This window comes from Kitasatospora sp. NPDC001309 (assembly GCF_042896295.1).
In the GTDB taxonomy this organism is placed as follows: Bacteria; Actinomycetota; Actinomycetes; order Streptomycetales; family Streptomycetaceae; genus Kitasatospora.
Genome location: NZ_JBIAXC010000094.1, coordinates 1 through 11,930, shown reverse-complemented (window position 1 = coordinate 11,930; position 11,930 = coordinate 1). Strand labels below are relative to the sequence as shown.

Annotated in this window: 13 protein-coding genes; 5 read left to right on the top strand and 8 right to left on the bottom strand. The window is 72.6% G+C overall.

The genetic code is table 11. From position 1 onward, the window contains the following. Nucleotides 1-316 precede the first annotated feature (316 nt). Nucleotides 317-1,876 (bottom strand): HEAT repeat domain-containing protein, encoded by a 1,560-nt coding sequence (locus ACFY2K_RS43185; RefSeq protein WP_387718579.1) that lies wholly within the window; start codon nucleotides 1,874-1,876, stop codon nucleotides 317-319. Nucleotides 1,877-2,683: 807 nt separating this feature from the next. Here ACFY2K_RS43185 and ACFY2K_RS43180 point away from each other — a divergent pair. The 3 genes from ACFY2K_RS43180 (at nucleotide 2,684) to ACFY2K_RS43170 (ending at nucleotide 5,442) form a co-directional block, all read left to right on the top strand. Continuing rightward, a complete protein-coding gene (locus tag ACFY2K_RS43180; protein ID WP_375897299.1) occupies nucleotides 2,684-2,845 on the top strand; it encodes a hypothetical protein in 162 nt (53 codons plus the stop codon). Between the two features lie 1,428 nt (nucleotides 2,846-4,273). Then, nucleotides 4,274-4,573, top strand: coding sequence for a transposase (locus ACFY2K_RS43175; protein WP_387718576.1), 300 nt, complete (start codon nucleotides 4,274-4,276; stop codon nucleotides 4,571-4,573). After that, the gene (locus ACFY2K_RS43170) at nucleotides 4,570-5,442 is read left to right on the top strand and encodes an IS3 family transposase (protein ID WP_387718573.1); all 873 of its coding nucleotides are present in this window, start codon (nucleotides 4,570-4,572) and stop codon (nucleotides 5,440-5,442) included. Before ACFY2K_RS43175 ends, ACFY2K_RS43170 begins: the two co-directional genes overlap by 4 nt. Nucleotides 5,443-5,627: 185 nt before the next feature. Here the strand turns inward: ACFY2K_RS43170 and ACFY2K_RS43165 are convergent, their stop codons facing one another. Further along, nucleotides 5,628-6,305, bottom strand: coding sequence for a DUF402 domain-containing protein (locus ACFY2K_RS43165; RefSeq protein WP_387718570.1), 678 nt, complete (start codon nucleotides 6,303-6,305; stop codon nucleotides 5,628-5,630). A 536-nt stretch (nucleotides 6,306-6,841) separates the two neighbouring features. Here ACFY2K_RS43165 and ACFY2K_RS43160 point away from each other — a divergent pair. Together ACFY2K_RS43160 and ACFY2K_RS43155 are read left to right on the top strand one after the other, a co-directional pair. Beyond that, on the top strand, nucleotides 6,842-7,087 hold the full coding sequence (locus tag ACFY2K_RS43160) for a hypothetical protein (RefSeq protein WP_387718568.1): 246 nt from the start codon (nucleotides 6,842-6,844) through the stop codon (nucleotides 7,085-7,087). Between the two features lie 1,169 nt (nucleotides 7,088-8,256). Further along, nucleotides 8,257-8,790, top strand: a complete 534-nt coding sequence (locus tag ACFY2K_RS43155; protein WP_387718565.1) for a hypothetical protein — start codon at nucleotides 8,257-8,259, stop codon at nucleotides 8,788-8,790. A gap of 402 nt (nucleotides 8,791-9,192) precedes the next feature. Here the strand turns inward: ACFY2K_RS43155 and ACFY2K_RS43150 are convergent, their stop codons facing one another. The 6 genes from ACFY2K_RS43150 to ACFY2K_RS43125 all read right to left on the bottom strand — a co-directional run bounded on the left by ACFY2K_RS43150 (nucleotide 9,193) and on the right by ACFY2K_RS43125 (nucleotide 11,787). Beyond that, nucleotides 9,193-9,630 carry a hypothetical protein gene (locus ACFY2K_RS43150; protein ID WP_387718562.1) on the bottom strand — a complete coding sequence of 146 codons (438 nt, stop codon included), beginning with the start codon at nucleotides 9,628-9,630 and terminating at the stop codon, nucleotides 9,193-9,195. After that, the gene (locus tag ACFY2K_RS43145) at nucleotides 9,627-9,917 is read right to left on the bottom strand and encodes a hypothetical protein (protein WP_387718559.1); all 291 of its coding nucleotides are present in this window, start codon (nucleotides 9,915-9,917) and stop codon (nucleotides 9,627-9,629) included. Before ACFY2K_RS43145 ends, ACFY2K_RS43150 begins: the two co-directional genes overlap by 4 nt. Next, nucleotides 9,914-10,108, bottom strand: coding sequence for a hypothetical protein (locus ACFY2K_RS43140; RefSeq protein ID WP_387718556.1), 195 nt, complete (start codon nucleotides 10,106-10,108; stop codon nucleotides 9,914-9,916). The genes ACFY2K_RS43145 and ACFY2K_RS43140 overlap by 4 nt, the downstream gene beginning before the upstream one ends. Before the next feature lie 61 nt (nucleotides 10,109-10,169). Further along, the gene (locus tag ACFY2K_RS43135) at nucleotides 10,170-10,370 is read right to left on the bottom strand and encodes a hypothetical protein (RefSeq protein ID WP_387718554.1); all 201 of its coding nucleotides are present in this window, start codon (nucleotides 10,368-10,370) and stop codon (nucleotides 10,170-10,172) included. Continuing rightward, the gene (locus tag ACFY2K_RS43130; RefSeq protein ID WP_387718551.1) at nucleotides 10,324-10,761 is read right to left on the bottom strand and encodes a helicase associated domain-containing protein; all 438 of its coding nucleotides are present in this window, start codon (nucleotides 10,759-10,761) and stop codon (nucleotides 10,324-10,326) included. Before ACFY2K_RS43130 ends, ACFY2K_RS43135 begins: the two co-directional genes overlap by 47 nt. A 300-nt stretch (nucleotides 10,762-11,061) precedes the next feature. Continuing rightward, complete coding sequence (locus tag ACFY2K_RS43125) at nucleotides 11,062-11,787, bottom strand: hypothetical protein (protein ID WP_387718549.1); 726 nt, start codon at nucleotides 11,785-11,787, stop codon at nucleotides 11,062-11,064. Nucleotides 11,788-11,930: the final 143 nt, after the last annotated feature.

Here is an 11,930-nt window from a genome sequence, read left to right as displayed (position 1 = left end):
TTTTTTCCGCCCGGCCCCCTTTGCGCCGGGGGGGCCCCCCCCCGCCCGCCCGGGCCCCCCCCCCCCCGCCGCCGGTGGTGGGGGGGGGGGGGGGGGGGGGGCCCCCCCCGGGGGCCCCCCCCACGGCGAGGGCGGGTCGGCGGCCGGTGGTGTCAGAGCTCGGGTCCGCCTTCGAGGGCAGTGCTGGAGAATAGGGAAACCCGGCCAGCCGGAGCAGACCGGCAGACGGCCAGGAGTGAACGCCTGCGCCGAACCCGGTGAAAACCACACGCCGAACACGAGCGGGCCGCGCGAGGTGCGCCTGCCTGCGACCTGACTACCGGCTGCCGGGCACCGAACGAAGCGCGTCGCGCAGCAGCTGGATCACGTCCTCGGTGAGGACGGTGCGGCGTTCCTCCGCCAGGGTGAGCAGTTCGGCGGCCTGTGCGGGGTCGGCGTCGAGGGTCGGGACCGAGCGGGTGAGCCAGGGGTGCGGGGTGAGTTCGCGGATCCGTGTGGTGGCGTCGGTCCTGCCCTGGGCGGCGAGCCGGGGGTGGGTGTCGCCGCTCGCGAGGACGGCGGCGCGTAGTGCGGTGAGGCGGTCGCGCCGGCTCAGCAGCCGGTAGCCCGCGCGCCGCACGGCCGGCCGCTGCGGGTCGGTGAGCATGTCCCACAGCAGGTCGGCGGGCAGCCGGGTGGCGCTGGAGACGAGGGCCGCGGCGGCCTCCTTGACCACCGCGGCGGAGTCGTCCCGCAGCAGCGCCGTGACCCGGGGCACGGCCACCACGTCGAGGCTCCGCAGGGCCCGCAGGGCGTGGACGCGGACCTGGGGCGCCTGGTTGTCCAGGAGCGCGGAGAGCAGGGGGACGTCGGCCCGGCCACCGGTCTCGGCGAGCCCCGCGACCGCCCCGACCTGCGGCTCGTCGGCCCGGACGGCCGCCTGGTAGTGCATCAGCGGGTCCGTGCCGGTGCGGCGCGCCGCCTCCCGTGCCAAGGCCCGGACCTGCGCGGACGGGTCGTCGAGGTACGCCACCACGCTCTGCGGGGAGCCGGTGCGCATCAGCCCCGTGAGGGCGGTGACGCGCACCTCGGCGTGACGGCTGCGGGCCAGCCGGCGCAGCAGCTCGGTCTGGTCGGTCCACACCGCTTGCCGGGCGGCGGCCTCGGCGGCCCGGGCCCTGACCTGGCGGTCGGGGTCGCGCTCGGCGAGGGCCGCAAGGTCACGGATCCCAAGGCGGTGGGCGACGGCGTCCAGGGCAAAGCGGCGCACCGGCGCCTCGGGGGCCGCGAGGAGCGTTCCGGCCAGGGCCGCGGTCGACCCGGTCAGCAACGGCACGAGCAGCTGGCCGTGGGCGAATGCGCCGCGTCGGCGCCGGTTGATCAGCAGGGCCGTACGCACGGTCGCCGGGGTGGCCAGCAGCGGGTCGCCATGGAGCAGCACGGCCAGGCCCGCGCTCGCCGCGTCCCTGACCTGGCGGACCCAGTCGCTGGTGCGCAGCACGAGGAACGGCATCGTCCCGGGGTGCGGCTGGTCCAGCATCCGGCGCACCGCGCGCTCGCGGATGCGGCCGTCGGCGTGCAAGGCGGCGAGGGCAAGCGCGACCGGGTCGGCTTCGGTGGGCCGCGGGGTGGGGCGAGTCGGGTGCCACCAATCCCGCCGTATGAAAGCGTCCAGGCGCAGCAGCAACGCCGGGCGCTCCGTCAGCGTGCGCAGCGCCTCGAACGAGTCTTCAGCGCTTCCGGTCGCGCCGACCTCCAACAGCGCGGCGGTCAACTCCTCCAGCGCGCTTCCGTCCGCGGACCGCTCACCGGCGACCAGCAGCCGGACACGCTCCAGGGCAGCAGTGCCCGGGGAAGGCTGCGGGACGGGGTGCTGACGACGGAAGAAGAAGTTCACCTCGCCATCCTGCCGGAGCCGACCAACCTGCCGCTTCCCATATACAACGCCCACAAGACCCCCGCCCAGGGCCTCACCACCGCCAGCCGGACCCCGGCAGCCGCGATAACGCTCGGCGTCCGCGCTTCACCGCACCTCGGAGTGATCCTTCACCACCACATCAGCGTGGCCCTTCACCACTGCCCACTCACAAAATGCCCCTGAGCAGGAAGAATCACCACCCAAACCCGAGCGAACAGCAACGCCGAACCCACTGAAAACATCACGCCGATCATCAGGAAAGCCTTGCGGGGTGCAGCGGACGGAAATCGAATTCAGGCACACCGGAAAGGGGCCTACGGCCCTCCGCGCCGACACGGCGACCGCCGTTCCAGACCGCCGAGGAAATCCCGCTCGACGTCAACGGAGCAATTCCCGGAGCAACGACACAAAACCGAACACCGAACCAGGACGACGGCCAGGACCGCGGCCAGGGCGCAGCAGCGGGCCGACCCGGCAGCGGGCGGGACGCCACCAGGGCGGGCGCGGGCACGGCGGGCAGCGGCCGGACCCCCGAGACGGGCGCAGCGAGACGGCCTGGCGGCCGACCAGGACGGCGACCAGGCCCAGCAGCAGGACGGCGGGGCGTACCTCAGGGCGGACCTGGACGGGCGCCGCGTGGAGTACTCACGGGCAGTACATTTCCGGCAACCGGGCCGTATCTGACGGCCTGACAGGGCCCGGGGAGCCCCGTGATCGACCAGCGCTGGCCGGCGCTGGTCGGGGCTCCCCAACCGACACCCCGTCTTCACCAACAGGAGCATCACCATGAAACCTACGCCGGAACGGCTCGCGGCTCCCACCAGGGCGCGCGGGCAGCGGTGGCGGTCCCACGCCAGGGTCCTGGGCCGCCGAGCGCTCCTCGGCGCGGCCGGCGCCGCCGGGGCCCTGCCCGTCACCCTCCTCGCACAGCACCTGCTCCACCACTGAGCCCCCGCCGCCGGCCGGGCCGACCCACCCGGCCGACGGCCCCCTCACCCGGTCCGCGGTCAAGATGCACAACAGGTGCGACCTCGCCGCTCACCGCTGCTACACCCACCCCCGCCGGCAGCCCCGCCCGCTCCCGCATGTCGTCCTGCACGGCGGTGAACCGCTGCTCGCCGGCCCGTCCCGGCAACGAAAAACCGTCCACATCCCGAACGGGCGCAGCCCGGGGTGGCAACTCCCCGCCGCCAACTGCCACCACGTCCGGAACCAAGCCCGGCACCACGCGGCAGGCAGCCGCCCCACAGCGGCCTGACGGCCACCCCGCCCTCCGGCGAGGCCGGCACAGGCGCAGCAGGACAACCGATGCGGCCCTGGAAGACGGAGCAGCAGGCCCAAGACGACGGCACCGCAGACGGGCAGCGGCCGCAACAACGCCGCCGAGGCGGAGGACGGACCGCGGACCCGGAACGGCCCGGACGAAAGGGCAGCGGAGCAACGAGGCGGGCACAGCCACCGGGACGGCGGGCCCGGCCTGGACAAAACCGAACACCACCTCAACTCCCAACCTCAGTCACTTCAGTCCCTGACACCGCCCTGACCAGCAAAAACACCCAGTGACCCAAACCATCACCAGGGACCAGAACAGGACCACGCCCCGGCCCGGACGCCCCCCCGGCGGCGGCAGCACCGGGCAGGGCACAGCGAACACGGGCACGGCCCGGGGACGGCAGCGGCCGGGCAGGGCGCAGCAGGCCCAGACGACCCCAGGGCCCGACCCCCACCGAACCGAACACCAACCCCCAGGCCCCGCAATTCCGAACCGGATTCACACCACCACCCGGCGGCCAATCCACCAAAACAACCGGGCGGAATACCCGGCGGAATTCACCCCCGAATCCAGACCCAACAGCACCCCACCGGCCCCGCCAGCGGCAGACCCGGCCCCCGACCCCACCACCACCACACACACAGTCACCAAACCCACTCCGAACACGCACCCCACCACCACCCCAACAGGCACAACCAAAGGTCCAGACAACCCCGCGAGAGAGGCCATTCCACGCCCACACCGGCCAACAGGTCACACCCGACGGCCCCTCGCCGGCCAGAGCCACGCCTGGCCGCCGTCGGAACCGACAGCGCCCAGGCGTCCGGATCCCCCAGGGACAGGAGACCCACCAGCGGCACGGGCAGTGCAGCCGGAGCACACCGGCACACGGCGGCCCACCCGGCGCCGAAGACCAGGCCGCGCGCTGTTGTGCACCCAATCCCCGGATTCAGTCACTTCGGTCCCTGCCATGGCCCTGAGCTGCGCAGATTAGCCCGTGTCCGAAGCGCCGGAACACCCAGCGGGTGGGCTTGATTCGCTTTGACGGACACCCCTGATCAGGGGCTTCGGCCCCGGTAAGGATGATGTCCATCATGGAGAGCATGGGGAAGAAGAAGCCACGCCCTCGCCGCTCGTTCACGCCGGAGTTCAAGGCCGAGATCATCGAGCTGTGCCGACGCGGCGACCGCTCGGTCGGTCAGGTCGCCAAGGAATTCGACCTGACCGAGACCGCGGTGCGCGACTGGGTGAGACATGCCGAGGTCGACGCCGGCGAGCGCGACGGCCTGACCAGCGACGAGCGCGAGGAACCGGCGAGGCTGCGGCGGGAGAACCGCCGCCTGCGCGAGGACGTGGACATCCTCCGCCGGGCCACGGCTTTCTTCGCGACGGAGACCCGGTGACGGTGCACCCGTTCATCGAGGCGGAGAAGCAGGCAGGCCACAACGTCAAACGCGCGTGTGAACTGCTCCAGGTCTCCCGAGCCGCCTTCTACGCCCGCCGCACCGAGACCCCCGGCCCCCGCGCCGTGCGCGACGCGGAGCTCACCGAGAAGATCACCAAGGTCCATGAGGCCTCCCGCGGCACCTATGGAGCTCCGCGCGTGCACGCCGTCCCGCAGCGCGACGGCGACCGGTGCGGCCGGCGAAGGGTCGCACGCCTGATGCGCCAGGCCGGCCTCGAGGGCCGGCACCGAAGACGCCGCCAGCGCACCACGATCCCAGACCCCCGCGCCGCCACCCGGCCGGACCTGGTCCTTCGCGACTTCCAGCCCCACCCGGCAGCCCTCGACGCGCGCTGGTGCGGCGACATCACCTACATCCCCACCGACGAGGGCTGGCTCTACCTGGCCACCGTCATCGACATCGCCTCCCGTCGCGTCGTCGGCTGGGCCACCGCCGACCACCTGCGCACCGAACTGGTCGCCGACGCCCTACGGGCCGCCTGCCACACCCGCCGCCCGACTGGTCCGGTGATCTTCCACTCCGATCGCGGCTGCCAATACACCAGCCGTGAATTCGCTGACCTGGCAGGCGAGTTCGGAGTTCGGCTGTCGGTCGGCCGGACCGGCCAGTGCTGGGACAACGCCCTCGCCGAGTCCTTCTTCGCCACCCTCAAACGGGAGCTGCTCGGCGACCACCCCTGGCCCAGCAAGGCCGCAACACGGACCGCGATCTTCGAGTGGATCGAAGCCTGGTACAACATACGCAGACTGCACAGCAGCCTCGGCTACCGCAGTCCCGCCGAATACGAGACCGCCCTGGCGGCCTGACCACCACACCAACGGCATCCGTCAAAGCGGAGCAAGCTCAGTCCTCGACCACGCCAGCGGGCAGCGAGTGCTGGAGGCCGGCCTCCCGCTGGCGGTGGATCAGACACACCCAGCCGTCGTGGACGAGCACCTCGCGCACCGTACCCGGACCGGCCCGGTTGCTGTGCCGCTGCTCGTCATGGTCGTTACGGGGTCAGCGCCGTGGCCGCTTCGTCGGCGCCGGGCGGCAGCGCCGGCAGCGGCCAGGACGGATCCGGTGACCAGGTCGGCCAGCCGTCGGCGAACGGCCCGGTGCGCTCGCCCAGCATGGCGATCGCCCGGCCGCGGGCCTGCTCGATCTGGCGGCCCGTGTAGTCGTCGACCACGCCGAGGCGGCGCAGCTGGGCGTACTCCTCGGTGTCCTTCCAGTGGTGCCCCGTCAGGTCGGGGGTGACGACCAGGTCGAGGGCGAGGTCCATGGTGTCGATGCCCAGGCCCGGGCGGCGCCGGTAGGGGTGCTCGAAGTTGACGTACCAGCGCAACGGTTCCTTCGTGGCGGCGTCCTGGAAGCAGTGCACGGAGAACCACTCGCCGGCCAGGAAATGGCTCAGCAGCTCGGTGTTCTCCCAGCGGTAGGGGCCGAGGGTCCAGGTGCCGGCCGCCAGGTCGGCCAGGCCTTGCTGGCGGGTGGCGTCGTCGCCGGTGCGGGTGGAGGTGATCCAGGTCGTCGGGGCGAGGCTCTCGATGCCCGGCCAGTAGGCCAGGGTCAGCACGTGGCCGGTGTCGTCGATCACGCGCTGGGGCATCGCGGTCCACATCCGGTCGGCGTGGACGTCGCGGCGGATCGCGGTGGTGCCGGGCTCGAACAGGGCGGTGTCGGTCATGGCGAGGAGCGTTCCCGCCCGCGGGGCCGGGAAGTCCGCTCGAAGGGGTGACTGCTCGGTCCGGAGGGCAGCCACCCCCCAAAGCCTTCGCGGTCCCGCCCAGGGTCAGGCGTGTGCTCAGTTCGTGGACCGCCTGCGCGAGCGCAGCGCGGTCGGCGACGGCCCGGGGCCCGCAGCCGCCACCACGTCGACCAGGCCCTGCTCGGAGACGCTCTGCGGGAGCTCGCGGCGGGGGCGGCCGCCACCGGCCGACTCGTTGCGCTGGACCTGCGGTGGACGGAGCTGAGCCGGGACGACCGATTCAACGACGACTGGCGCCTGGCCGTTCAGGGTGAACCCGTCGACCGGGCCGCACGGGCCCGCCGCCGCGCCCCTGCGGCCGAGCTCCTCGACGCCGGAATCGCCCCCGCGGCGCGGCGCCTGGCGGTGAAGGAGGTCGACCGGCTGCTGGTCGGGGCCGTCCGCGAGCCCGATGGCGCGACCCGCTGGTGGTGGCGGGCCTCGTCGTCATGGACGTGGTCCGACGATGGGCCGGCGTGTGGAGTATCCCCGCGAAGTGGGCGGATGTCCTGGACCGGTGGCGTGCCGGGCACGTGGCGCTGCTCGCGCGGGCGCGGCGGTGCGGCGCCATGGCGACCCGGGCGCAGCAGTACGAGTGGCGGTCGGAGGGTGGCTTCCTCGCCCGGCTGGAATGCGTCGCCCACTCCGTCCGCTGGGAGGAGAGCGTCGGTGCGCACAGGGTCACGGAGTGGGTCGCAGACCCGGCGGCCGAGCACTCCTGACCGCAGGTCGGGCATTTCGGCAGAGGGCCACCGCATCCGTTCAGCGGCGGCCGCCGGATGGTGTCGGCCTTGGCGGTAGTACGGGCAAGGGCGCTCCGGACCGGCCTCCCAGTTATCGTCATTTAGACGAAAAGTGGGATACGCTCGACCTGCGTGGCCGACACCGATCCGCCACGCGGGAACGGTCGGGACGCCGGGACCCGGGGCTCGCCCCCGTCCCTTTTCCGGCTCATACGGCAGCGGCAAGGCGGGGGAGAATGGGCAAGGGAGAGGCCGCCCGGATGCGGCAACACCTGGAAACCGAGATCGCGCGGCTGAGCGCCGTCGTCGGACTGACAGGCCGGGATGTACCGACCTTCGACAACCGTGACGGCGCCTGCCCGTTCATCAGCGTCGGCGAGAACGGCTGGCTGAGCTACCTCGCCCTTGAACGGGGAGAGCTCTGCTCCAGCGCTCGACCCGCGACCCCGACGAACTGCTGTACTGGGCATTCGACAGCGCCACACGCGAGCTCGCCAGCCGCTGGGTACTCAAGCACCCCCGCGAGGGCGAAGACCAGAGGGTGACACGATGGAGGCGCCCACCCTGCTCCACGCCCTGCATCCCGCGTGGGCCCAGCGATGGCGGGCAGAGCTGATCAAGGACCTTCGAGACAAGGACGATCACCGACTCGTTCCTGCGCTGCCCCCGCCCTCGTTGGTTCCTGGACCCCCCGAACCGCCCGTAGAGGGCGTGCTGTTGCCGGTGCGCCCACACCGCCGGCGGTCCTGGCGGCACTAACTAGCAGTACTTCGTCAGGTTGGGACGGGCTGTCGGGTGCGGTTTCGGGATTTCCTTGTGGGAAGCGGGCGTTGGCAGGTGCGGCAGACACCGGTCCAGCAGCTCAGCAGGCCCTGGGGCTGGTCGGGGACCTGGTAGAGAGTCAGGCCGGTGCTTGGACTTCGGGGTCGAGTCGGCGGAGGGTGGGAAAGGCGTGGGCGGCGGTGACGAGGGTGACGTGGTTGGTGCCAGCCGCGCCTGGACGCACGTCAAGAGCCTCTACAAGCTCAGCGTCACCGAATCCGAGAAGGCCAAGCTCGGCGACTTGCTGAACACCTGCGACTGAGCGGACGACGCGGGGCCCCCGCGTCGCTAACCGCACCGCCCTACGCGTGTCCTAGAGTCCGTGCGTGGTGAATCTGATGATCGACGCAGGCCCGACCGCCCCGGACACCCCGGTGACCCGGGACCGCGGGATCCTCGCCCTGTTCGCGTGCCGGAACGACCCCGGCATGTGCGACGACTGGGCCCCCACCGCCGGCGGAAACCCCGCCTTCCTCCTCCCCACCACCACCGACCTGCGGCCGCGACCCCTGCCCCACCTCCCCGATGACGCCGACGCCGACGAGACGGTGCTCGTACTCGGCGCCGTCCGAGCGGTGACCATCGAACACACAGACCAAGCGGAGTACGACGAGGCCCGCGAAGCATGGGCGGCCAGGACCGGCCGCCCGGACACCTCCGTCCTCGGCCAGCTCGGCGGCACACCCGCATGGATCCAGGGCGACGAGACACCCACCTGCCCCCTGTGCGACCACCCCATGCCCCCTGGCCGTCCAACTCGAAGAAGGTCCCCACCCCACCGCCATGAACTTCGGCGGCGGCTGCGCCTACGCCTTCACTGCGAACCCTGCACCCAGGCCCTCCTCCTCTGGCAGTGCTGAACCACCGCCACGCCGGACAGGACGAGACGCCCCACGCCCACCGGACGGAGCGGGCCCGGTTCACCGGTCATGACGACGACGAACCAGGCGCTCCCGGCCGCACGCCGCACAGACGTCGACGCCCACGAGGACCAGGAGCCACGGGAAACACCGGCGGACGGGCCGGGGCGGCGGGGTCGTACGGGACGGGTCAGCCGACGACGGTCTCGGCGTTGTGGACGTGGAGGACGGCCAGGCCCTCGTCCGCCAGGAGACAGGCGGCGTCCCGAGCGGCGGCCGGCCCGGGTCGGGCGGTGTTCGGCCCCGGCGGGATCGCGAGGCCGCCGTCGCGGGCCTCGACGCAGGCCTGCTCGGGGTGTCGGCGAGGGGGCGGTCCGCGGTGGCAGACCGCCCCCGCCCCGATCAGCCGCTCAGCGTCCGCGCCAGCTCAAGCGCGGCGGTGGCCAGGGGAACGAACGGTGTCGCCTTCTCGACCAGCGCCTGCACCTTCTCCCTCATCCCCTCCCGCGACCCGACCGGCTGTCGGCTCTCCCGTACCAGGACCTCCAGACGCGCCAAGATCTCGGCCCGCTCCTGCGGCGTCGCCTCCGAACAGGCCATGACCTGCTCCATGAACGCGACGTACGGCGCCGCCGACGGTCCGTCGGGAAGCGTCCGCGTCAGATCGCACACGGCGACCTCATCCGGGTACAACGGGACCGCGCTGCAATCGGGCGCCTCGGCGACCGCGCTCACCTTGCGGTGCTCGACGCTCCCGCTGCTGGTCCAGTTCTCGATGTGCTCGATGTTCCCGATGTAGTAGACCGCATCGCCATCGAAGTCGAATCCCCCAGGGCTCATAGCGGCAACGTACTCCGCCCGGCCCCCCACGTCAGCCGCTCCGTCCACTGCGGGACGCCGTCGGGGTGGGGAGCGTAGCCGGTGCGGCGCAGCCGGCCACGGCTGGTCCGGATGGTGTCGTGGAAGCGGTGTACGGACACGGGGGCGAGGCGGCGGCCGGTCTCGGCGTTGTCGACGGCGGCGTCGGCTTCGCCTGGGGTGTAGGCGGTGGCGCGGACGAAGTGGTCGTTGGTGTTGGTGGCGCAGGAGATGTAGAGCTTGTCGACCTGGGTGGTGCCGGTGGTCACTGCGGGTCGACCTCGGCGTAGGCGACGAGCACGATCGTGCCGAGGATCGTGGGGACGAAGGCGATCCGGACGCCGTCCTTGGCGTAGTCCCGGACCGGGCTGTCGGGGCGCATCTGGATGCCGGCGGTCTTCGGGCTGAGCGCGATGGTGGTCAGGTGCGGATCGAGGCGGGCGAGGGCGGCGTCGTCCATCTCGGCGAGCTGCCGTTCGGCGACCTCGTGGAAGAGGATGGTGGCGCGGCGCGGCGGGCGGTCAGGTAACGCGCTGCTCGCCGTCGGTCGCCGGGGCGGCCTCGATGCCTCGCTCGGTCTTGATGTCGTCCCAGGTGTGGCGCGCGTTCAGGTCGACGCCGCGGTCGGCCAGGTCGAGGAGGACGTAGGCCAGGGTCGGGTCCTCCAGCGCCGCGTCACGGGCGGTTGCGCGCAGTCCTTCGGCCTCGTCGGGGTCGAACACGATCCGCATCGTGGCCTCCAAGCGCGCCTGGGTGAGGTATCGAGGCCAGCGCAGCCGGGCGGGCAGCAGGTCCTCCCCTGACCGGGCCGCCTCGCGGGACGGGACGGCGGGGGCGCGGGACGGGACAGCCGGCGACGGTCTCGGCCGTGTGCCGGTGGAGGGCGTCCAGGAGCGCGGTCTGCTGCTGGGTCAGCTTGCCGTCGGTGCGGGCCGCCGCCTGCTTGCGCAGCCAGGTGCCGGGTCGGAAGGCGGGGTCGTCGCCGAGGCCGGTGCGGTTCGCCGGTCCGTCGAGGGTGCCGTCGGCGGCCAGGTAGGCGAGCAGGCGCCGGTAGGAGCGGTTCCAGTCCGGCTCCAGCCGCCACAACTCGTCCAGGCCGTCGAGCTTGGCCACCTGGTCGGGGGTGAGATGACGATCCAGGACACCTTGCCCCTGCCGGACCGCCTTGTTCGACGCCGCCCCGGGCGCAGCAAGCGCTGGAGGATCGTCCGGGGCACAGAGCAGGATGGCCAGCCACCTGCTCGCGCCTGGTCGGGGCGGCAGCACAGCGGGCCCAGCTCCTCCGTCTCCCGGTCGCTGTCGCACCACGGGCACTCCGGCCGGTCGGGCCGGCCCTCTCGGACAGCTCCGGCTCCGAGCCGGCCTTCCCGCCGATCGAGCCCCGGCAGGTCCGGCACGGGCGTGGTCGGCCTGTCAGAAGGGCGGGTTGTCGGGGTCCCCGTCGCCGTCGGGCCAGGACGGGCCGGTGACGTACGGGCTGCGGTCGTCGTCGCCGGGCCGGGTGAGCGCGGTCGTGTCGTGGCCCCAGGCGGTCAGCACGTCAAGGGCCTGCCCGCGTCGCCACCGCGTGTCGCAGGTGAGCAGGAGGCGCCGGGCTCGCTCGGCCAGGGCGTCGCGCTGCCCGGCCAGGCCCGGGTCCTCGGCGAACGCCAGGGCCGCGGACAGCGCGGAGTCCGCGGCCGCGGAGTCGCAGTCGTCGAGGAACGGGGCGACGGCCTGGAACAGCGCCGGTCTCAGCGCACGCACGGCCGCCATCGGCGGGTAGCCCTCCAGGAAGTCCTCCTCGAAGTGCCGTTGATGGGCCGCCACGCAGGCATCGTCGCTGTCATAGGCGATACCGGCCAGCCAGCCCAGCAGCAAGGCGCACACCCTGTCCGCCGCGCGGTGGTGCTCGGCGCGGCGGGCCAGGACCGCCGCGACACACAACGCGACCGGCGCGGTCGCCTCGTAGATCGTGTTCTGGTGCTGCACCGGCTCCAGGGCGTTGAGAACCTTCCCGGTCTCCTCCACGCTCAGGTCCGGGTTCAGGAGCGGGGCCAGGACCCGGGGAAGGTCTTCCGCGGTCCCGTACGCGGTGCCCAGCGAAGGCCAGTCCGTACCCCGCAGCACCACCCACGGATCCGGCAGAACATCGGGCATCGGCACGGGAAGACCCGGGTACGGGCCGGAAGTCGTCATCACCTGCCGCACCCTAGTGTCCTGAGTCCTTGATCCGTCGTTGGTCAGTGCATGGGACGTCCTGGGCCGAGGCTGGCCGAGCTGGTGTTGTCGGATCACGAGCG

What these genes read in the sequence shown, in the direction of transcription:
- ACFY2K_RS43180 (WP_375897299.1), top strand. Translation starts at nt 2,684, where the DNA reads ATGAAACCTACGCCGGAACGGCTCGCGGCTCCCACCAGGGCGCGCGGG.
- ACFY2K_RS43175 (WP_387718576.1), top strand. Translation starts at nt 4,274, where the DNA reads ATGGGGAAGAAGAAGCCACGCCCTCGCCGCTCGTTCACGCCGGAGTTC.
- ACFY2K_RS43165 (WP_387718570.1), bottom strand. Translation starts at nt 6,305, where the DNA reads ATGACCGACACCGCCCTGTTCGAGCCCGGCACCACCGCGATCCGCCGC.
- ACFY2K_RS43150 (WP_387718562.1), bottom strand. Translation starts at nt 9,630, where the DNA reads ATGAGCCCTGGGGGATTCGACTTCGATGGCGATGCGGTCTACTACATC.
- ACFY2K_RS43140 (WP_387718556.1), bottom strand. Translation starts at nt 10,108, where the DNA reads ATGGACGACGCCGCCCTCGCCCGCCTCGATCCGCACCTGACCACCATC.
- ACFY2K_RS43125 (WP_387718549.1), bottom strand. Translation starts at nt 11,787, where the DNA reads ATGCCCGATGTTCTGCCGGATCCGTGGGTGGTGCTGCGGGGTACGGAC.